The sequence below is a fragment of the Caenimonas koreensis DSM 17982 genome, assembly GCF_009646335.1.
GTDB lineage: Bacteria > Pseudomonadota > Gammaproteobacteria > Burkholderiales > Burkholderiaceae_C > Ramlibacter > Ramlibacter koreensis.
This window is the reverse complement of the sequence record NZ_WJBU01000012.1, coordinates 90,381-109,839: the sequence shown is the minus strand read 5'-3', so window position 1 is coordinate 109,839 and position 19,459 is coordinate 90,381. Positions and strand designations below refer to the sequence as shown.

Genomic DNA, 19,459 nt, shown 5'->3' with positions numbered 1-19,459 from the left:
TGTGTGGGCCGGTTTGCCCAACCACTTCGCAGATGCAGCCGATGCGCTTTGCCACTCGGATCGAGCCACACAGTGTGTGCCCGATGCACAGCGTCGCCGCCGCCGCTGGACGCGTGTCACGCCGCAGTCTCCTACGACTACCCGTGGTCCGAACTCATCACGCAATTCAAGTTTCGTGGCCAGGCTGGCTGGGCACGCGCATTCGCGATGCTGATGCGCAGCGCGCCCTGGACCGAGCCAGCGCTCGACGCAGCGCAGTTGCTCGTGCCGATGCCGCTTTCTGCACCCCGCCTCGCGCAGCGCGGCTTCAACCAGGCGTTCGAGCTGGCGAAGCAACTGGATGCGCGCAAGGCCGTCTCGTCACTCCTGCTGCGCCTGCGCGAAACGCCTGCGCAGGCAGCCCTTGACCTTCAGGCGCGGCTGGCCAACGTCAGGGGCGCATTCGCGGTCGATCCGCTGCGCGTCGCGGCAGTCAAAGGCAAGCGCATCGTGCTCGTTGACGACGTGATGACCAGCGGCGCCTCACTTCATGCGGCAGCGCAGGCACTGCGGCAGGCGGGCGCCGCCAGCGTCACGGGCCTGGTCTTCGCGCGCACCGACGAGCCCCACTGATGTTCCATATCGTCCTGGTCCAGCCCGAGATTCCACCGAACACGGGCAACGTCATTCGCCTGGCGGCCAACACAGGCTGCACGCTCGACCTGATCGAGCCGCTCGGCTTTTCGATGGAAGACCGCCTGATGCGCCGCGCAGGGCTGGACTATCACGAATACGCACAAGTGCGCAGACACGCCAACTGGGATGCCTTCATCGCGTCGATGAACCCGGACACGTCGCGCATCTTCGCGATGACAACGCGCGGGTCACAGCCCGTGCACGACGTCGCGTTCAGGCCCGGCGACTGGTTCGTCTTCGGCTGCGAGACCAGCGGTCTTGCACCAGCGCTGCGCGACTCGTTCCCCGAAGGGCAGCGCCTGAAGTTGCCCATGCGCCCGGGCCAGCGCAGCCTGAACCTCTCCAACGCCGTTGCGGTGACAGTCTTCGAAGCGTGGCGCCAGAACGGCTTTGCTATGGATAGCGGCGCGTAAGCGACTCGGCCACGCACACGGGCTTGTCTGCGCCTTCACGCTCGATCGTGACGAGCCAGTTCATCTGCATGCCGTTGTTGTCGATGCCGTCACATGCAAGCAACTTCATCCGCGCACGCAGGCGGCTGCCCACTGGCACAGGTGACATGAAGCGGACTTTGTTCAGGCCGTAATTCACGCCCATGCGCGACTCGGTGATCGCCATCGACGTCTCGAAGAACCTGGGCAGCAGCGACAAGGTCAGGAATCCATGCGCGATGGGCCCGCCGAACGGCCCGGCATTCGCGCGTTCCACATCCACATGGATCCACTGGTGATCGCCCGTGGCCTGCGCGAACAGGTTGACCTGTTCCTGCGTGATGGTGAGCCAGTCGCTTACCGTGACTTCCTGGCCGATCAAGGCGGGCAGCTCGCCCAGCGTCTGGAAAATTTTCATCGGCCCAATGTAGCAAACGTGCCGCGCCCTACTTGTCCAGCCAGCGACAGATGCCCTGCCATTGCTCAAGGTCGCGTTCGACGCGGCCCGGCGCCACGTCGAACAAGGTCAGCCCGCGCGCGGCCAGGTGGATGTAGTTCTGCGTATGGCGCACATAGCCGAGTACCGGCAGGCCGAGCCCTTCGACGAACTCCTTGAGGTGATCGGCGGCGATGGTGCGCGGGTCCACGCGCATGCCGACGATGCCCACCTGCATCTTGCCGGCCTTGCGGTGCTCGGCGAGTTCGTCAAGAAATGCACGCGTGGCATAGATGTCAAAGATGCTCGGCTGCAGCGGCACGACCACTTTGTCGGCCAGCTGCAATGCCTCCTTGAACATCTTGCCGTGCAGGCCCGCCGGCGTGTCGAGTACGACGTGCGTCGTGCCCTTGGGCGGCTTGGCCAGGCGCGAGTCGCTCGCGTCCCAGCCTGAAATCGGCCGCGCTGCAGGCGGACGCAGACCCAGCCACAATCGCGAGGATTGCTGGCGGTCGGCGTCCCCGAGCATCACGGCGTGGCCCTGGCTGGCAAAGTAACCCGCGATGTTGGTGGCCATCGTGGACTTTCCGACTCCGCCCTTGGGATTGGCAACAACCACGACCGGCATGATGAGTCTCCTTGACGAATGGGCTATGTTACCGATATGGAAGAGTTGGTAAAAGGCGGCACACCCGCACAGGTTCTCGTTCTGGCGGCCCACCCCGACTGGCGGGACTCGCGCGTCAACAGGCAGCTCATGGATGCGGCACGCAGCACGCAGGGCGTGAAGGTGCACGACCTGTACTCCCTCTACCCCGACTACGACATCGATGTAGCCGCCGAACAGGGGGCCGCAGCTGCAGCATCGCTCATCGTGCTGCTGCACCCGGTGCAGTGGTATTCGATGCCGGCGCTGCTCAAGCTCTGGATGGACGAAGTGCTTACCTACGGCTGGGCCTACGGCACCAGAGGCACAGCGTTGCGCGGCAAGGACATCTGGCTCGTCGCGACCACGGGCGGCCCCGAATCGTCGTATCACCCTCAAAGCTACAACCGCTACTTCTTCGATGCCTTCCTGCCGCCCTACGAACAGACTGCCGCCTTGTGCGGCATGCGGTTTTTGCCGCCAATGGTGCTGCATGGCGCACATTCGGCCAGCGACGAAGCGGTGACCGACCACGTGAAGACTTTCAGCGAGCGCCTCGCCAGCTGGCCGCAATGGCCTGAGCTGGACGAGCTCGAACAATGCCCGGCCTGTGAAGTGCCGGTATCTGACCGCCCTGCCAGCGAGGCCACCAGCTGATGGAACACGCACCTGCCTGGCTCACCAACAGCCTGATCTACCTGGGCGCAGCCGTCTTTGCCGTGCCGCTTTCGCGCGCGCTCGGCCTGGGGTCGATCATTGGCTATCTCGCTGCCGGCATCGCCATCGGCCCCTGGGGGCTGAGGCTGGTGACCAACGTGCAGGACATCCTCCATTTCGCCGAATTCGGCGTGGTGCTGATGCTGTTCCTGGTCGGCCTGGAGCTGGAAGCCAAGCGCCTCTGGGCCTTGCGCCGGCCAATCTTCGGCTGGGGCACAGCCCAGGTCGCCGCCTGCGCGGTGGTCCTGTGCGCCGTCGCCATCGCGGCTGGCGTGCCGTGGCGAATTGCACTGGTGGCCTCGCTGGGGCTCGCGCTGTCGTCCACGGCAATCGCCCTGCAAGTGATGGGCGAGCGCAACCTGCTGCCGACGTCGAGCGGGCAGGCGGGCTTTTCGATTCTTCTCTTCCAGGACGTGGCAGCCATCCCGATTCTCGCTCTGCTGCCCTTGCTGGGCAGCACGGGCGGCAGCGATGCCGGCAGCAGCGCCTGGCTTGAAGCGCTCAAGGCCATCGGCGTGGTGGCGGGCATCGTCGTGGGTGGCCGTCTTCTGCTGCGCCCGCTGCTGCGCTGGATCGCCAAGAGCAAGACGCCGGAGATCTTCACGGCGGCTTCATTGCTGCTGGTGGTGGCTATTGCGGCGCTGATGCAGCTCGTGGGCATGTCGATGGCGCTTGGCGCCTTCCTGGCCGGTGTGCTGCTTGCCGAGAGCGAGTACCGCCGCGAACTGGAGACCGACATCGAGCCGTTCAAGGGGCTCTTGCTCGGCCTGTTCTTCATCGCCGTCGGCATGAGCATCGACTTTGGCGTGCTGGCGAAGTCCCCCGGCCTCATGGCGATCATCGTGCTGGCTTTCATGGCCGTCAAAGGCGCGGTGATCTACGGCATTTCGCGCGGCATGAACCTGCCCATGCAGGAAAGGCCGGTGTTCACGCTGCTGCTCGCGCAAGGCGGTGAATTCGCCTTCGTGGTGTTCCAGGCGGCAACGGGCGCAAACATCCTGCAGCCTGAAACATCGTCGTTGCTGATCGGCGCGGTCGCAGTCTCCATGCTGCTGAGTCCGCTGGTGCTCGTGGCGATCGACAAGCTGCTGTTGCCGCGATGGGCCTACTGCAACGTGGCGCAGCTCGACGAAATCAGCGAGCAGCAGCACGCGCCGGTGATCATCGCGGGCTTCGGCCGCTACGGGCAGATCATCGGCCGCCTGCTGGGGGCGCAGGGCATTTCGGCCACGGTGCTCGACCACGATGCCGACATGATCGAGGCGGCCCGCTCGTTCGGCTACAAGGTGTTCTACGGGGACGCGACCCGGCTCGACTTGCTGCGCACCGCAGGCGCCGACACCGCGAAGATCATGGTGATCGCGGTGGACGATACCGAGCAATCGCTCGAAATTGCCGATCTCGCGCGCGAACATTTCCCGCACCTCGAACTCATTGCCCGTGCGCGCGACGTGACGCACTGGAACCGCCTTCGCGACCGCGGCATCACGCGGGTGGAGCGCGAAGTGTTTGAAGCGAGCCTGCGCAGCGCGCGCACGGTGCTCGAAGTGCTGGGCTACCCACCGCACGAAGCGCGCAACCTGGCCGTGCGCTTTCGCCGCCACAACGTCGAGCTGTTCGAGAAGATGTATCCGCACTACAAGGACCGCGCCAAGCTCATCGCCGTCGTCAAGCAGGGCCGCCAGCAACTCGAAGAGCAGATGGCGCAGGAGCGCGCCGAGAGCGACAAGCGCCGCCGCGAACGCAGCGATCAGCCCCGAGGCTGGGGCGGCTCCTGAACCCTGGGGCGCCTGGCGTGGCTTTTGCCGCCCTGCCTTTGCCTTAACCTGACTAGGCAATTTGCTTAAGCGGCCAGCGCCTGGCGATGGTGTCATGGTCCGATGGACAGAACCGTCAACGACCTTGCGCTCGCGCTGGCCGAATCCGAGCAACAGCTGCAAGCTCGCCTTCGAGAACTTGAAGCGCTGCGCGCCTCGCATGACATGCTGGTGTCCACGCTCGATTCCGCAAGCGACGGCATCCTCACCCAGCAATTTTCAGACGGGTCGGTGTACTTCAACATCCGCTTCATCGAGATGTGGCGCATTCCTGAAGAAAAACTGGCCGACCTGAGCGCCGCCGATGTGATTGCGCTGCAGTGCGAGCAGATGGCGAATCCGCAGGAGCTGCTCGACCACATTGCGCAGCGCCGGCTCAACCCCGACAGCGAATCGCTGCATTTCATCGCGTTGAAGGATGGCCGCACACTGGAGCGCCATGTCACGCCGCAGCGCGTGCATGGCCGCACGGTGGGCGGCATCATCACCTTCCGCGATGTGACTGAGCGGCTTCGCTACGAGGGCAAGATGATGTTCAACCATCTGGTCCTTGAAAACTCGGGCCCGATGATCTGGCTCAGCCGGCTCACCTGCAAGGTCACCTACGCCAACCCTGCCGCGTGCTGCCACCTCGGCTACACGCAGGCCGATTTGCTGGGCCGGTGCTTCACGGATTTCGACAGCAAGTTCCAGCTGACGGAACTGCCGGCACTGGATGCGGCGCTCGACAAATTCAAGCGCCCTGTCACATTCGAATCCCAGCATCGCCGCAAGGACGCAAGCCTGCGCGACGTGGAGATCACCGCCTTCCTGACGCAGGGCGCGGGCGAAGCGATGTACATCTGCTCCTTCAGGGATGTCACTGCCCTCAAACGCGCGGAAGAAGGCAAGCGCCGCCAGGAGGCCACGCTCGCCACCCTGATCAACTCGATTTCAGACGTGATCGTCTACAAGGACTGTGACGGGCGGTACATCCGCTGCAACACGGCCTTCGCCTCGATGGTCGGCCGCACCGCCGAATCGATCTGCGGCCTCACTGCGCACGACCTGTTCCCCAGCGACGTTGCACGTGAGATCCAGGCCTGCGAGGACCGCACGAGGGCGCTGCTGCAGGAGCAGTCGTGCGAGCAATGGGTGACATTGTTCGATGGCCGGCGCGTCCTCTACGACACCGTGGTGTCCCCGCTGTGGGATGAAGACGGCCAGGCGCAGGGCGTGCTGAGCATCAGCCGCAACATTACCGAGCGGCGCCGGCAGGAAGAGCAGATTCGCCATGCCAAGGAAATCGCCGAGGAAGCGACGCGCATGAAGTCGAACTTCCTGGCGAACATGAGCCACGAAATCCGCACGCCCATGAACGCGGTCATTGGCCTGTCGCACCTGGTGCTCAAGACAGACCTCACAGAGCGCCAGCGCGACTACATCACCAAAGTCCAGACCTCGGGCCAGCACCTGCTGGGCGTGATCAACGACATCCTGGACTTCTCCAAGGTCGAGGCCGGCAAGATGGACCTGGAGCAGGCCGAGTTCGAAGTCGAGAAGCTGCTGGACACCACGAGCAGCGTCATCAGCGAAAAGTGCCATGCCAAAGGCCTGGAGCTGGTGTTCGAAGTGGCGCCGGATGTGCCGAGCCACCTGATCGGCGATTCGCTGCGCCTCGGGCAGATCCTGCTGAATCTCTCGAACAACGCGGTGAAGTTCACGCAGAGCGGTGAGATCGTCATCTCGGTTCGCGCCAGCGAACGCACGGATGCCGACGTGCTGCTGCACTTTCGCGTGCGCGACACCGGCATCGGCCTGACCGCGGAGCAAAAGTCCCGGCTCTTCCAGAGTTTTTCGCAGGCCGACTCATCCACCACGCGCCGCTTCGGCGGCACGGGCCTGGGCCTGGCGATCTCCAAGCGGCTGGTGGACCTGATGGACGGCGATGTCGGCGTCGAAAGCGAATTCGGCAAGGGCAGCACGTTCTGGTTCAGCGCCCGGGTCGGTATCAGCGCCGCCAGGAAGCGCGAGCTGCTGCCCAATCCCGACCTGCGCGGCCGTCGGGCGCTGGTGGTGGATGACAACGACCAGGCGCGGGCCGTGATCACCGAGATGCTGACGGGCATGACCTTCACGACCGGCGGCTCGGCGAGCGGGCTGGCCGCCATCAATGAAGTGCAGCGCGCCGCCGCCAGCGGGCAAGGCTACGACGTGGTGTACCTGGACTGGCGCATGCCCGACATCGACGGCATGGAGACGGCTCGACGCATTCGCGCACTCGGCCTGAAGTCACCTCCGATGGTTCTGATGGTGACGGCCTATGGCCGCGAAGAGGCGCGCAAGGAAGCGCACGACGCCGGAATCCGCGATGTGCTGGTCAAACCCGTGACGCCTTCGCTGCTCTTTGACACCACGATGAGCGCACTGGGCAGCTCCCGCCCCGCGTCGCGTGGCACCACCACTGTCGCAGTTGCTGACGACCTGCGCGCACCGCACCGTCGCGCCCGCGTGCTGCTCGTGGAAGACAACGACATCAACCAGCAAGTCGCCCGCGAAATGCTGGAAGACGCAGGCGTCACGGTGGACGTCGCGGACAACGGTCTCGTGGCACTGCAGATGGTCCAGAAGACCCGCTACGCCCTGGTCTTCATGGATATGCAGATGCCCGTGATGGATGGCGTTACAGCCACGCGCGCGATACGCGGCCTGCCGGGCATGGCCGATCTCCCCATCGCCGCGATGACAGCCAACGCCATGGAGCAGGATCGTCGCAATTGCATGGAGGCGGGCATGAACGACTTCATCGTCAAGCCGATCGATCCGCAGGCGCTGGCAACAGTGCTGGCGCGCTGGATTGCGCCGGCAGACGATCACATCGCTGCTGCGCAGACGCCTGCACCAGGGGCCCCCTCGCTTGGCGCCGACGGCATTCCACAAAATGTCAGCGGCCTCGACACCAGGCTTGGCCTGTCGCACATGATGAACAAGAAGCCGCTGTATCTGGCCATGCTGCGGCGGTACTGCGCCGGGCAAGCCAGCGTGGTGCAGGAACTGCGCGATGCGCTTGATGCAGGCGACACGGCCACGGCGGAAAGGCTCGCGCACACGTCCAAGGGCGTGGCCGCCAACATAGGCGCGACGCTGGTGCAGACACGCGCAGACGCGCTGGAGCTGGCGCTCAGGCAGCATGAAGACGCCACGCGCGTGTCGGCACTGCTTGCTGAATTCGAAGCGCCACTGGCCGAACTGCTCGACGCCCTCATGCAAGCGCTGGCCATCGAGCCGGTGCCGGCTTAGCCGGCCAGCCGCTCAGACGCGCTCGAGAATCAGCGCGATGCCCTGGCCGACGCCGATACACATCGTGCACAGCGCATAGCGCCCGCCCGTGCGGTGCAACTGATTGACGGCCGTGGTGGCAAGGCGTGCGCCTGACGCACCCAGCGGATGCCCAAGCGCGATGGCACCACCATTCGGGTTGACTCGCGCGTCGTCATCGCGCAGGCCGAGCGTGCGCAACACGGCGAGCCCTTGCGCCGCAAAGGCTTCATTGAGCTCGATCACGTCGAGCTGCTCGAGCGTGAGGCCTGTGAGTGCCAACACCTTCTGCGTGGCAGGCGCAGGGCCGATACCCATGATGCGCGGCGGCACGCCGGCTGTCGCCATGCCCACGATGCGGGCACGCGCAGTCAGGCCGTAGCGGGCCGCCGTCTGCTCGTCGGCAATCAGCAGCGCGCACGATCCATCGTTCACGCCGCTCGCGTTGCCGGCGGTGACGGTGCCATCGGGCCTGACAACGCCCTTGAGCCTGGCCAGCGACTCCATGCTGGTCTCGCGCGGATGCTCGTCTTTTGACACGACGATGGCATCGCCCTTTTTCTGCGCAATGGTGACGGGCGTGATCTCCGCATCAAAGAAGCCGGCCTTCTGCGCGGCCACTGCTTTCATTTGCGAAGCGAGTGCCATGCGGTCTTGCGCCTCGCGCTCGATCTTGTAGTCGCTCGCCACATTTTCAGCAGTCTCGGGCATGGAGTCGACACCGTATTTTTCCTTCATCAGCTTGTTGATGAAGCGCCAGCCGATCGTCGTGTCATACACGGTATTCGTGCGTGAAAAAGCTGACTCGGCTTTGGGCATCACGAACGGCGCGCGGCTCATGCTCTCGACGCCGCCAGCGATCATCAGCGTGGCCTCGCCTGACTTGATGGCACGCGCTGCAATGCCGATCGCATCGAGGCCTGAGCCGCACAGGCGGTTGACCGTGGCGCCGGGCACCTCCAGCGGCAGCCCCGCCAGCAGGCTGGCCATATGCGCCACGTTGCGGTTGTCTTCGCCCGCCTGGTTCGCGCAGCCGTAGATCACGTCTGTCACGGCCTGCCAGTCCACATTCGGGTTGCGCGCCATCAAGGCACGCAGCGGGATGGCGGCCAGGTCGTCCGTACGGACCGATGAAAGTGCGCCGCCATAGCGGCCAAACGGCGTGCGGATCGCATCGCAGATGAAGGCGTGGGTTGTCATGAAAGTCTCCGCGGTTTCCGGGGAGTTTATTCGCGTGCTACGCTGGCCGCCTATGTTCAATCCTTCCCAGGAAGAGGTGCGCCGCTTCTTCTGCGATGTGCATGCAAGACAGCGCAACGCGCAACCCATGGACGCGCTGCAGACGCTGGCGGGCCAGTGGCTGGCGGAACACCCGGAGTACGACGCCGAAATGGCGGATGCAGACGCAGCCGTTGCCAAGTCGTTCGACGGCGCGGATGGCCAGACAAATCCGTTTTTGCATTTGTCGATGCACTTGTCGATCAGCGAGCAATGCTCCATCGACCAGCCTCGCGGCATCCGCCAGGCCGTCGAATTGCTCGCTGCGCGCCGTGGGTCGGTGCATGACGCGCACCATGAAGCGATGGAATGCCTGGGCACGATGCTGTGGGAGAGCCAGCGGTCGGGGCGGCCACCGGACGGGAATGCCTACGTCGCCTGCGTGCAAAGGCGCGCCACCAAGGACTAGAAACCCGCCGCTGAAAATGAAAAAGGCCCCGCGCGGGGCCTTGTCGTTGCGAAGCGCCGGGTTCAGCGCATCCGGCTTTGGGGCTTGGTGACCAGCTCGCCGTCGAGCTTGCCCACATAGTTGGCAAGCTCTTTGAGCTCGGCATTGGTGAACTGCTTGGCGATGGCGCCCATCACGCCGTTGGCGCGGCCCACTTGCGGGTTGCCTTCGGTCTTGTAAGCCTTCAGGGCAACGAACAGGTAGTCAGGGTGCTGGCCCGCGATCTTGGGATAGCTCGGGTCGATCGGCTTGGAGAAGTTGGCACCGTGGCACGAGACGCAAGCTGCTTTTTGCATGAGGCCCGAGACTTGCGCGTTCGGCTCCACGTTGGGCTTGTCGGCCAGCGTCTTCTGTTCGGCCTTGCCTTCGCTCTCGTAGTACGCAGCCAGATCGGTGATGTCCTGCTCGCTCAGGCTGGCGGCAATGGTGCGCATCGTCGGATGCTTGCGGTCACCGTTCTTGTAAGCCGTGAGGGCAGAGGCGATGTACTTCGCGTTCTGTCCCGCGATCATCGGTACGCGATAGACCTCAGGGAATGTGGCGTGGTAGCCCTTGATCGCATGGCAGCCGATGCACATGGCGGCCTTGGCTTCCAGTGACTTGGGGGTGGCTGCCTTCGCCGCGGGCGTTGCAGCTGGGGCCGCCGGTGCAGCAGGCGCTGCGGTTTGTGCTTGGGCCGACACCGTCACGAAAGCGACAGTCAGGGCGAAAAGCGTGGTCAACAACTTGGTCATTTTGCGATCACAATCCGAATCAACCTTCGATTATATGCGGCGTCTGCGCGCCGGCCCATCACCTTTCTCCCCGGTCTGCCCACCCGAGTGTCATCCATGAAGTTTCAAGGCTCCCAGAACTACGTTGCCACGCAAGACCTGATGCTGGCCGTCAACGCTGCCATCACCTTGCAGCGCCCCCTGCTCGTCAAGGGTGAACCCGGCACCGGCAAAACCATGCTGGCCGAAGAAGTCGCCCAGGCGCTCGGCATGCCACTTTTGCAGTGGCACATCAAGTCGACCACCAAGGCGCAGCAGGGCCTGTACGAGTACGACGCCGTGAGCCGCCTGCGCGACTCGCAGCTCAAGGACATCGTCGGCGGCGAGAAGATCAAGGACATCCATAACTACATCGTCCGCGGTGTGTTGTGGCAGGCCTTCACGGCGGAGCAGCCCGTCGCACTGCTGATCGACGAGATCGACAAGGCTGACATCGAATTCCCGAACGACTTGCTGCGCGAGCTCGACCGCATGGAGTTCTATGTGTACGAAACCCGCGAGCTGGTCAAGGCGAAGCACCGCCCGCTCGTGTTCATCACGTCCAACAACGAGAAAGAGCTGCCCGACGCATTCCTGCGCCGCTGCTTCTTCCACTACATCAAGTTCCCGGACGCCGACACGATGAAGCAGATCGTCGACGTGCACTTCCCTGGCCTGAAGAAAGATCTGCTCACGCTCGCGATGAAGACGTTTTACGACGTGCGGAATTTGCCGGGCCTGAAGAAGAAGCCTTCGACGAGCGAGCTGCTCGACTGGCTGAAGTTGCTCGTCGCAGAAGACATCCCCCTCGCGGCGCTGCAAAGCAAGGACGACAAGGTGGTGGTGCCGCCGCTGGTGGGCGCGCTGCTGAAGAACGAACAGGACGTGACCCTGTTCGAAAAGCTCGTGTTCATGCAGCGCCACAACCGGTGATGCCCGCCTGATACGTCACGCACGATGCTCAAGCCAGAACCCTGCACGCTCGAAACGCCGCTGGTGCGGCTGGAGCCGATGAGCGCTGACCACGTCGGCGGCATCGAAGCCGCCGCCCAGGACGGCGAATTGTGGAACCTGCGGATCACCTCCGTGCCCGCCCCCGGGGAAGCGCCGGCCTATGTGGCTTTCGCGCTCAAAGGCTTCGCCGACGGCCACATGCTGCCTTTTGTGGTGCGCGACAAAGCGAGCGGCAAAGTCATCGGCACCACGCGCTATCACGACATCGTGCCCGCCATCGAACGGCTCGAAATCGGCTACACGTGGTACGGCCAGAGCTGGCAGCGCAGCCACGTGAACACATCGTGCAAGCTGTTGCTGCTGACGCATGCCTTTGAAACACTGGGCGCGAAGCTCGTGGGCTGGCGCACGGACAACTTCAACTTTGCGAGCCAGCGCGCGATCGAGCGGCTGGGCGCGAAAAAAGACGGCGTGCTGCGCCACCACGCGCCGCGCCGCGACGGCACTGTGCGCGACACCGTCATGTACAGCATGACCGCCGGCGAATGGCCCGAAGCAAAGGCGCAACTGAACTACCTGATGGCCAAGCCACGATGAACACGATCGCCTATCAGACCCCGGCGGACGCCAGAAAATGGAAGCGGCGGCTGGTCTATTCGCCGCTCGCGCGAATCGTCATCTTCCTGCTGATGGCCGCAGCCGCGCTCGCTATGCTGACCGTGGGTGCGCGCCTGATGGGCCTGGACGTGCGAGGGACGCCGGTCAACCCACAGAGCCTGTCGATCCTGGTGAGGCAGCTGGTTCCGTTTGTTGGCGCGTACTGGATCCTCGTGTACTTCATCGAGAAGCGCACGCCGGTCGAACTCGCGTGGCGCAAAGTCGTGCCGCACGGCCTGGCCGGCATCTTCTTTGGCGCGGCCTTCATCGCAGCGACGATCGGCGTGATGTGGCTGGCTGGCAGTTACGTGGTCACAGGCACGCAAGACGACGTGGATTGGGTCAAGCCGCTGCTGGTGGTTGGCCTGGGCGCTGCTGTCTCCGAGGAAATCGTCTTTCGCGGCGTCATCTTTCGCATCGCCGAAGAAGGCCTGGGCACGTGGCCCGCGCTTGCCATCTCCGCGCTGTTTTTCGGCGGAGTGCACATCATGAATCCGGGCGCCACTGTGTGGAGCTCGTTCGCGATTGCCGTTGAAGCAGGCGTCCTGCTCGGGCTCGTGTATCACCTCACGCGCTCGCTGCCGCTGGTCATGGGCATTCACATGGCGTGGAACTTCGTGCAGGGCACAGTGTTCGGCGTGCCTGTCTCAGGCGGCGCGGCGAAAGGCTGGCTCATCTCGACCCGCCCGGGCAACGAGTGGCTCAGCGGCGGCGCATTTGGCGCGGAAGCATCGGTGGTTGCAGTCGCGCTGAGCCTGGTCGCATCGGCGTGGATGCTCAACTACGCATACCGTCACCGGACGATCTTCGTTCGCAGATGGCGGTCGAACAAGACAATCGAAGCGACCGCCCCCTAGGAGACGACGCCATGATGATCGACTTCTTCTACACGCTTCGCAGCGCGAAGTTGCCGGTGTCGGTGAAGGAGTACCTCGTCCTGCTCGAAGCCGTGCAAAAAGGCGTCGTCGGCCCCGCGAGTGAAGACGGCTGGAGCGTCGACGACTTCTACTATCTCGCTCGTACATCGCTCGTCAAAGACGAGAAGCACTACGACAAATTCGACCGCGCCTTCGCTGCCTACTTCAAGGGCGTGGAGATGGTCGCGGACTTCACCAAGGACTTGCCGCTTGAGTGGCTGCGCAAGAACCTGGAGCTCGAACTCAGCGCCGAAGAGAAGGCGAAGATCGAGGCGATGGGCTGGGACGAGCTGATGGAAACGCTCAAGAAGCGCTTCGAAGAGCAGAAAGAACGCCACGAGGGCGGCAACAAGATGATCGGCACCGGCGGCACGTCGCCGTTCGGCGCGTACGGCTTCAACCCACAGGGCATCCGCATCGGCCAGGACAAGAGCCGCAACAAGAGCGCCGTGAAGGTGTGGGACCAGCGCGCTTACAAAGACTACGACGATACGCAGGAGCTTGGCACGCGCAACATCAAGGTAGCGCTGCGCCGGCTGCGCAAGTTCGCGCGTGAAGGCGCGGCCGACGAACTGGATCTGGACGACACGATCAAGTCCACCGCTGCCAACGCGGGCTGGCTCGACATCAAGATGATTCCCGAGCGCCACAACAACGTGAAGATCCTGTTGTTGATGGATGTGGGCGGCACGATGGACGAGCACATCCACCGCGTCGAGGAAATGTTTTCAGCGGCGAAGGCGGAGTTCAAGCACCTGGAGTTCTATTACTTCCACAACTGCGTGTACGACTTCATGTGGAAGAACAACCGCCGCCGCTTCAGCGAGAAGTTCGCGACGTGGGACATCATCCGCAAATACAACAAGGACTACAAACTGATCTTCGTCGGCGACGCGACGATGAGTCCGTATGAAATCCTGCAGCCGGGCGGCAGCGTCGAATACAACAACGAGGAAGCTGGTGCCGAGTGGCTGCAGCGCCTAACCAACGCCTTCCCGAAATTCGCCTGGATCAACCCCGAGCCACAGGGAGTCTGGCAGTACCGCCAGTCGATCAGCGTGATGCAGCAACTGATGAACCAGCGCATGTACCCGCTGACGATCAAGGGGCTGGAAGAGGCGATGCGGTTGCTGTCGAAGTAGTGAGGGTTCACGTACCCGTGAAAGCTGGTACCACCGACAGGAATCGAACCTGTATCTAGCGCTTAGGAGGCGCTCGTTCTATCCATTGAACTACGGCGGCGTGCGGCGATTGTAAAGGTCCGTCATGTTGCAGCGCAGCGCAGACTTTACGCAGTGTTGTGCGATTTCTTTCATCCATTTGCCACCGGATCGGCGTAACCTGCATCCTGCGAATCACAGGAGAGGCCCCATGACTTCCGCCGATTACCGCATTGAAAGCAACCAGCCCATCATTGGCCGGTTCTGGCCCGCGTCGGGTTCACAGTCTTACGCCGTGAGCGACCACGCGCTCGCCATCAGCATTGCTGCCAAGAGCTTCACCTCGCCAGCGAGCGAGATCCGTGTTGTGCATGTTCCGACGGGTGAAGTGCTTTTTCGAAAGCCGCCACGTGCGGCCCGCGTCGAGGGCCTGGACGAAGCGTGACGGCGGCCCGCGCCGGCCTTGCCGCGCAGCTGGCTGAGTGCGCGGCATGCCTTGCGTGCCGCCGGTGCACTTGCCTCAGGTTTGCCTGAGCGAGCCTACTGCCGTGCGCAGATCAGCCGCCCACGCCCTGCGATCGCGCCCCTGCGATTGCTGCGGTGGGCCGAAGCTGACCACTGCTGTCACAGGCGCACCCGTCAACAGCTTCCACACGGAGCCGACCAGCGTGTCGTCGCCGACGTAGCACGGCGTGAGGCTCGCCCCGCGAGTGGCCGAATCAACGTATTGCAGCGCAACGGGCTGCACGGGTGCATGCGCTGCGATCGCCGCCTGAATGATGTTGGCGTGGAAGGGAAGCAGGCCGAGCCCGTCACTGGTCGTGCCCTCAGGAAACACCCCGACCACTTCGCCGCGCTGCAGGCTCTCGGCGATGTGGTGCACCACACGCAGCGCATCACGCCGTGATTCGCGCTCGATGTAGATCGTGCCAGCGCCCGTTGCCAGCGTGCCGATCAGTGGCCAGTGCTTCACGTCGGCCTTCGACACAAAGCGGCAGTACCGCGCGCCGTGCATCACCAGGATGTCGAGCCACGAAATGTGATTGGCGACCATCATCGTTGGCCCCTGTGCGACGGGTTCGCCGCGCACTTCGAGCGTGATGCCCAGGGCGCCCAACATCCGGTTGGCCCAGGCCTGCACGTGCGCTTCGCGCGCTGGCTGGTCGATGCGCTTGAACTGCGTGAGGATGATGCCCACGCCGGACAATACCTGCGCGATCACGCGCAATGCCGTCCACACCGCTCGCAGAAGTTTCAAGCCTGCGCCCAGCCTTCGTAGGCGACCTGCCCGGCAGCGATCGTGCAGCGCACGCGTGCCGGCACTTCGTAACCCGAGAACGGTGTGTGCTTGCCCTGGCTGCGCAGCGCGGCGTCCGTCACGGTCCAGTGCGCCGCCGCATCGAAGATGCACAAGTCGGCGACACCGCCTTCTACGAGCCGGCCCGCGCTGGACTGCAAAGTGCCCAGTGACGCGCCCAGCACTTTGGCCGGCTCATGCGTCAACACGGCGAGCGCACGACTGAGCGCGACGCCACTGTTGTCGCTCCATTTGACCGCCATGCTCAGCAGCAACTCCAGGCCCGTGGCACCAGGCTCTGCTTCCGCGAACGGCAAGGTCTTTGCGTCTTCATTGACGGGCGTGTGATCGGAGACCAGCGCGTCGATCGTTCCGTCGGCCAGGCCTTCACGCAGCGCGTCGCGGTCGCGCTGCTGGCGCACTGGCGGGTTCAGGCGCAGCCGGCTGTCAAAGTAGCCGATGTCGTTGTCCGTCAGGTGCAGCGAGTTGATGCTGACGTCGGCAGTCACCGGCAGGCCCTGCTTTTTGGCAGCACGCAGCAGGTCGACGCCCGCCGCACTGCTCAGTCGGCAGAGGTGCACGCGCGCCCCGGTCGCGCGCACCAGTTCGAAGATCGTGTGCAGCGCGATGGTTTCGGCCGCCACAGGCACGCCGGAAAGCCCAAGCCGCGTGGCCAGCGCGCCGCTTGCTGCAACGCCGCGGCCCAGGAACTGCTCTTGCGGCCGCAGCCACACCGTGTAGCCGTAAGTGGCCGCGTACTGCAGGGCGCGCAGCATGACTTGCGTGTTCGCCAGCGGAATCTCCGCCTGGCTGAAGCCGACGCAGCCGGCCTCGGTGAGCTCGACCATTTCGGTGAGGATTTCGCCTTCGAGATTTCGTGTGAGGGCGCCGAGCGGGAACACGCGCGCCTGATGCAACTTCTCTGCACGGAACCTCAGCATTTCGACCAGGCCCGGCTCATCGAGCACGGGCTCGGTATCGGGCGCGCACACCAGGCTCGTGATGCCGCCTGCGACGGCGGCTGCCATTTCGCTCTCAAGCATGCGCTCGTGTTCGTGCCCCGGCTCGCGCAGCCGCACCGCGAGATCGACAAGGCCCGGCGCGACGATGCAGCCGGTAGCGTCGATGGTCTTTGCGGGCGAAAAGCCAGCTGGCGCTGCGCCGATCGAAACAATCTGGCCCGCCGCCATCGCGATGTCGCTGACTTTGTCGAACCCCGAGGCCGGGTCGATCACGCGGCCGTTTTTGATCAGTATGTTCATGCGTCGTTCCCTGCAACGATGCTCATCACCGCCATTCGCACCGCGATGCCGAATGTGACCTGCGGCAAGATCACGCTCTGTTTGCCATCGACCACCGCAGAGTCGATCTCGACACCGCGATTGATCGGCCCCGGATGCATCACGATGGCGTCGGGCTTGGCGAGTTGCAGTTTCTCGGGCGTGAGGCCAAAGCTCTTGAAGAACTCCTGCGACGATGGCAGCAGCGCACCGCTCATCCGCTCGTTCTGCAGGCGCAGCATGATGACGACGTCGCAATCGCGAATGCCTTCTTCGAGCGAGTGGCACACACGCACACCCATCTGCGCCATGTCGCCGGGCACGAGCGTCTTGGGGCCGACCACGCGCACTTCAGCGCAGCCGAGCGTCGTGAGCGCATGGATGTCCGAGCGTGCCACGCGTGAGTGAAGCACGTCACCCACGATGGCCACCGTGAGGTTCGAGAAGTCTTTCTTGTAGTGACGGATCGTGTACATGTCGAGCAGCCCCTGCGTGGGGTGCGCGTGCCGGCCGTCGCCCGCATTGATCACATGCACATGCGGCGCGACATGCTGCGCGATGAGGTACGGCGCGCCCGACTCGCTGTGCCGCACGACAAACAGGTCAGCAGCCATCGCTGACAGGTTGGCGATCGTGTCGAGCAGCGACTCGCCCTTGGAGGCCGATGAGCGCGCGATGTCGAGATTGATCACGTCGGCGGACAGGCGTGTGGCCGCGATCTCGAAGGTGGTGCGTGTGCGTGTCGAGTTCTCGAAGAACAGGTTGAACACACTCTTGCCGCGCAGCAGCGGCACCTTCTTGACCTCGCGGTCGCTCACGCTCACGAAGCTTGCAGCCGTGTCGAGGATGTGCGTGACGATGTCGCGCGGCAGGCCCTCGATGGAGAGCAGGTGAACGAGTTCGCCGTTCTTGTTGAGTTGCGGGTTGCGCTTGTACAGCATGGGTCAGTTACCCTCGATGCGAAAGCTGAAGACGCCTGCGTCGTCGCGCGCAAGCGAGAGTGACTGGGCAGAAGGCAACGTGACGCGTGCCGCCGCGTAGTCGGGCTGCACGGGCAACTCGCGCCCGCCGCGGTCAACGAGCACGGCGAGCTTCACGCTTGCCGGCCTGCCGTAGTCGAAGAGTTCGTTGAGCACCGCGCGAATCGTGCGGCCGGTGTAGAGCACATCGTCGAGCAGGATGATGTTGGCGTTGTTCACGTCGAAGTCGAGCACGGTCTGCGTGCCCGCGCCGGACATGCCGCGCTTGGAGAAGTCGTCGCGGTGCATGGCCGACGAGATCGCGCTGGGTGCGCCGGGAAGATTCATGTCCTTGTGCAGGCGCTCGGCCAGCCAGGCGCCGCCGGACGTGATGCCGACCAGGCGTGTGTCGGATGTGGCCAGCTGCCGCACGCCGCGGGCGAGTTCGCGGTACAGGGCTTCGGCATCCAGCATCAGGCTGCTCACAGTGTTGTCCTCATGGCAGGCTCCTCAGGAACTGTTCAAGAATCACGCAGGCGGCGCCGCCGTCCGGGTCGCGCGCGCCGCCCGCAAGGGCTTCGGTGGTGCTGTAGCGCTCATCGACTTCATACACCTGCAGCTTCAGCCGCCCGCGTAACTGGCGCGCGAATTTGCGGGCGCGCAGCGTATTGTCGTGGCTCGCGCCATCGGGGTGGAAAGGCACACCGACGACGAGTGCGTCGGGCTGCCACTCTTTGACTCGCAACTCGGCCTGCGCCAGCCGCGCGTCACCTTCAGCCTTGATGGTGCTTTGCGCCGTGGCTGTGCGCAGCAGGCGATTGCCCACGGCGACGCCTGTGCGCTTCAAGCCGTAATCGAAAGCTAAAAAGGTATTGAAGTGGGGCGGGACGTCGAGCACGGGGGCGCTCATGCCGCCCACCGCCGGGCCGCCCCAAGGCGGGCGGAGCCCCCTTGGGGGGCAGCGCAGCACACGAAGTGGCAAGCGTGGGGGCTCACGCCGCCCGCCGCCGGGCCGCCCCAAGGCGGGCGGGCCCCCCTCGGGGGGCAGCGACCCACACGCAGTGGGGGAGCGTGGGGGCTCAATTTCATGCGTGTCCCGCCTCGGGGGAGAGCATCCAGGCTTCCAAACCCAGCAGCATCAGTGCCTTGGCGTAGCGCTGCTCGACTGGCGTGTCGAAAATGACCGCGAGATCGGCACCGACGGTCAGCCAGCTGTTTTCGGCCAGTTCCGATTCGAGCTGGCCTTCACCCCAGGCCGAATAGCCGAGCGAGATCAGGACTTTGCGTGGGCCTGCTCCGGTGGAAATGGCTTCGAGCACGTCTTTCGACGTGGTCATTTCAAGGCCACCCGGAATGGTCATCGTCGAGGCATAAACGGGATCGGCAGGCGCGGCGCCATCACCGGCGAACACCGCCTCGTGCAGCACGAAACCGCGCTCTGTTTGCACCGGGCCGCCCTGGAAAACCGGCGTGCGCGCGAGGTCGTCGCGGCCCAGCGGCAGCTCGACCTTGTCGAAGAGCTTGCGCAGGTCGATGTCGCTAGGTTTATTGATCACCAGGCCGAGCGCGCCGCGAGCGCTGTGCTCGCAGAGGTAAACGACGCTTTTGGAGAATGCCTCATCCTGCAGACCCGGCATCGCAATAAGAAAGTGATGCGTCAGGTTGATGGGAGGTTCATCGGCGGGCATGATCCACGATTTTAACGCCGACCCATACCAGTGAACTACGCCAAGGGGTT

At 64.2% G+C, this 19,459-nt stretch carries 21 protein-coding genes and 1 tRNA gene; 11 read left to right on the top strand and 11 right to left on the bottom strand.

What is annotated here, in order from left to right:
• The first annotated feature begins 72 nt into the window (after positions 1-72).
• Together GHT07_RS13770 and GHT07_RS13765 are read left to right on the top strand one after the other, a co-directional pair.
• Positions 73-612: a ComF family protein gene (locus GHT07_RS13770; RefSeq protein WP_323740934.1), complete on the top strand. Its 540-nt coding sequence runs from the start codon at positions 73-75 to the stop codon at positions 610-612.
• Complete coding sequence (locus GHT07_RS13765) at positions 612-1,088, top strand: tRNA (cytidine(34)-2'-O)-methyltransferase (RefSeq protein WP_153585671.1); 477 nt, start codon at positions 612-614, stop codon at positions 1,086-1,088. Before GHT07_RS13770 ends, GHT07_RS13765 begins: the two co-directional genes overlap by 1 nt.
• Here the strand turns inward: GHT07_RS13765 and GHT07_RS13760 are convergent.
• Positions 1,069-1,524: a MaoC family dehydratase gene (locus GHT07_RS13760; RefSeq protein WP_153585670.1), complete on the bottom strand. Its 456-nt coding sequence runs from the start codon at positions 1,522-1,524 to the stop codon at positions 1,069-1,071. The two genes, GHT07_RS13765 and GHT07_RS13760, sit on opposite strands and share 20 nt — an antisense overlap.
• A 28-nt stretch (positions 1,525-1,552) precedes the next feature.
• On the bottom strand, positions 1,553-2,170 hold the full coding sequence (locus GHT07_RS13755) for a ParA family protein (protein ID WP_153585669.1): 618 nt from the start codon (positions 2,168-2,170) through the stop codon (positions 1,553-1,555).
• A gap of 18 nt (positions 2,171-2,188) precedes the next feature.
• Between GHT07_RS13755 and kefF the strand changes: the two genes are divergently transcribed.
• From kefF to GHT07_RS13740, 3 genes are all read left to right on the top strand, one after another.
• A complete protein-coding gene (gene kefF / locus GHT07_RS13750) occupies positions 2,189-2,845 on the top strand; it encodes a glutathione-regulated potassium-efflux system oxidoreductase KefF (RefSeq protein ID WP_228488342.1) in 657 nt (218 codons plus the stop codon).
• Positions 2,845-4,683, top strand: a complete 1,839-nt coding sequence (gene kefC, locus GHT07_RS13745; RefSeq protein WP_153585668.1) for a glutathione-regulated potassium-efflux system protein KefC — start codon at positions 2,845-2,847, stop codon at positions 4,681-4,683. Before kefF ends, kefC begins: the two co-directional genes overlap by 1 nt.
• A gap of 102 nt (positions 4,684-4,785) precedes the next feature.
• Positions 4,786-8,001, top strand: a complete 3,216-nt coding sequence (locus GHT07_RS13740) for a PAS domain-containing hybrid sensor histidine kinase/response regulator (RefSeq protein ID WP_153585667.1) — start codon at positions 4,786-4,788, stop codon at positions 7,999-8,001.
• 12 nt (positions 8,002-8,013) lie between these two features.
• On the opposite strand, the gene pcaF is transcribed toward GHT07_RS13740, so the two are convergent.
• Positions 8,014-9,219, bottom strand: a complete 1,206-nt coding sequence (gene pcaF / locus GHT07_RS13735) for a 3-oxoadipyl-CoA thiolase (protein WP_153585666.1) — start codon at positions 9,217-9,219, stop codon at positions 8,014-8,016.
• Positions 9,220-9,271: 52 nt separating this feature from the next.
• Between pcaF and GHT07_RS13730 the strand changes: the two genes are divergently transcribed.
• On the top strand, positions 9,272-9,706 hold the full coding sequence (locus tag GHT07_RS13730) for a DUF1841 family protein (RefSeq protein WP_153585665.1): 435 nt from the start codon (positions 9,272-9,274) through the stop codon (positions 9,704-9,706).
• Between the two features lie 62 nt (positions 9,707-9,768).
• Here the strand turns inward: GHT07_RS13730 and GHT07_RS13725 are convergent, their stop codons facing one another.
• Complete coding sequence (locus tag GHT07_RS13725; RefSeq protein WP_153585664.1) at positions 9,769-10,479, bottom strand: c-type cytochrome; 711 nt, start codon at positions 10,477-10,479, stop codon at positions 9,769-9,771.
• A 96-nt stretch (positions 10,480-10,575) separates the two neighbouring features.
• On the opposite strand from GHT07_RS13725, the gene GHT07_RS13720 reads away from it, so the two are divergent.
• The 4 genes from GHT07_RS13720 to GHT07_RS13705 are packed head-to-tail and all read left to right on the top strand — an operon-like array spanning position 10,576 to position 14,167.
• On the top strand, positions 10,576-11,430 hold the full coding sequence (locus GHT07_RS13720) for an AAA family ATPase (RefSeq protein ID WP_153585663.1): 855 nt from the start codon (positions 10,576-10,578) through the stop codon (positions 11,428-11,430).
• 24 nt (positions 11,431-11,454) lie between these two features.
• A complete protein-coding gene (locus GHT07_RS13715) occupies positions 11,455-12,048 on the top strand; it encodes a GNAT family N-acetyltransferase (protein ID WP_153585662.1) in 594 nt (197 codons plus the stop codon).
• Positions 12,045-12,965 (top strand): CPBP family intramembrane glutamic endopeptidase, encoded by a 921-nt coding sequence (locus GHT07_RS13710; protein ID WP_153585661.1) that lies wholly within the window; start codon positions 12,045-12,047, stop codon positions 12,963-12,965. Before GHT07_RS13715 ends, GHT07_RS13710 begins: the two co-directional genes overlap by 4 nt.
• An 11-nt stretch (positions 12,966-12,976) precedes the next feature.
• Positions 12,977-14,167 carry a vWA domain-containing protein gene (locus GHT07_RS13705; protein ID WP_153585660.1) on the top strand — a complete coding sequence of 397 codons (1,191 nt, stop codon included), beginning with the start codon at positions 12,977-12,979 and terminating at the stop codon, positions 14,165-14,167.
• Positions 14,168-14,192: 25 nt separating this feature from the next.
• Here the strand turns inward: GHT07_RS13705 and GHT07_RS13700 are convergent.
• Positions 14,193-14,267, bottom strand: a tRNA-Arg gene (locus tag GHT07_RS13700).
• Between the two features lie 129 nt (positions 14,268-14,396).
• Here GHT07_RS13700 and GHT07_RS13695 point away from each other — a divergent pair.
• Entirely contained in the window at positions 14,397-14,630 is a 234-nt protein-coding gene (locus GHT07_RS13695; protein WP_153585659.1) for a hypothetical protein, read from the top strand.
• A 75-nt stretch (positions 14,631-14,705) separates the two neighbouring features.
• Here the strand turns inward: GHT07_RS13695 and GHT07_RS13690 are convergent, their stop codons facing one another.
• The 6 genes from GHT07_RS13690 to GHT07_RS13665 form a co-directional block, all read right to left on the bottom strand.
• On the bottom strand, positions 14,706-15,443 hold the full coding sequence (locus GHT07_RS13690) for a lysophospholipid acyltransferase family protein (RefSeq protein ID WP_153585658.1): 738 nt from the start codon (positions 15,441-15,443) through the stop codon (positions 14,706-14,708).
• The gene (locus GHT07_RS13685; RefSeq protein WP_153585657.1) at positions 15,440-16,744 is read right to left on the bottom strand and encodes a dihydroorotase; all 1,305 of its coding nucleotides are present in this window, start codon (positions 16,742-16,744) and stop codon (positions 15,440-15,442) included. Before GHT07_RS13685 ends, GHT07_RS13690 begins: the two co-directional genes overlap by 4 nt.
• The gene (locus tag GHT07_RS13680; RefSeq protein ID WP_153585656.1) at positions 16,741-17,703 is read right to left on the bottom strand and encodes an aspartate carbamoyltransferase catalytic subunit; all 963 of its coding nucleotides are present in this window, start codon (positions 17,701-17,703) and stop codon (positions 16,741-16,743) included. The genes GHT07_RS13685 and GHT07_RS13680 overlap by 4 nt, the downstream gene beginning before the upstream one ends.
• A 3-nt stretch (positions 17,704-17,706) precedes the next feature.
• The gene (gene pyrR, locus GHT07_RS13675) at positions 17,707-18,195 is read right to left on the bottom strand and encodes a bifunctional pyr operon transcriptional regulator/uracil phosphoribosyltransferase PyrR (RefSeq protein WP_153585731.1); all 489 of its coding nucleotides are present in this window, start codon (positions 18,193-18,195) and stop codon (positions 17,707-17,709) included.
• Between the two features lie 22 nt (positions 18,196-18,217).
• A complete protein-coding gene (gene ruvX, locus GHT07_RS13670) occupies positions 18,218-18,631 on the bottom strand; it encodes a Holliday junction resolvase RuvX (RefSeq protein ID WP_153585655.1) in 414 nt (137 codons plus the stop codon).
• Between the two features lie 175 nt (positions 18,632-18,806).
• Positions 18,807-19,409, bottom strand: coding sequence for a YqgE/AlgH family protein (locus GHT07_RS13665; RefSeq protein WP_153585654.1), 603 nt, complete (start codon positions 19,407-19,409; stop codon positions 18,807-18,809).
• Positions 19,410-19,459: the final 50 nt, after the last annotated feature.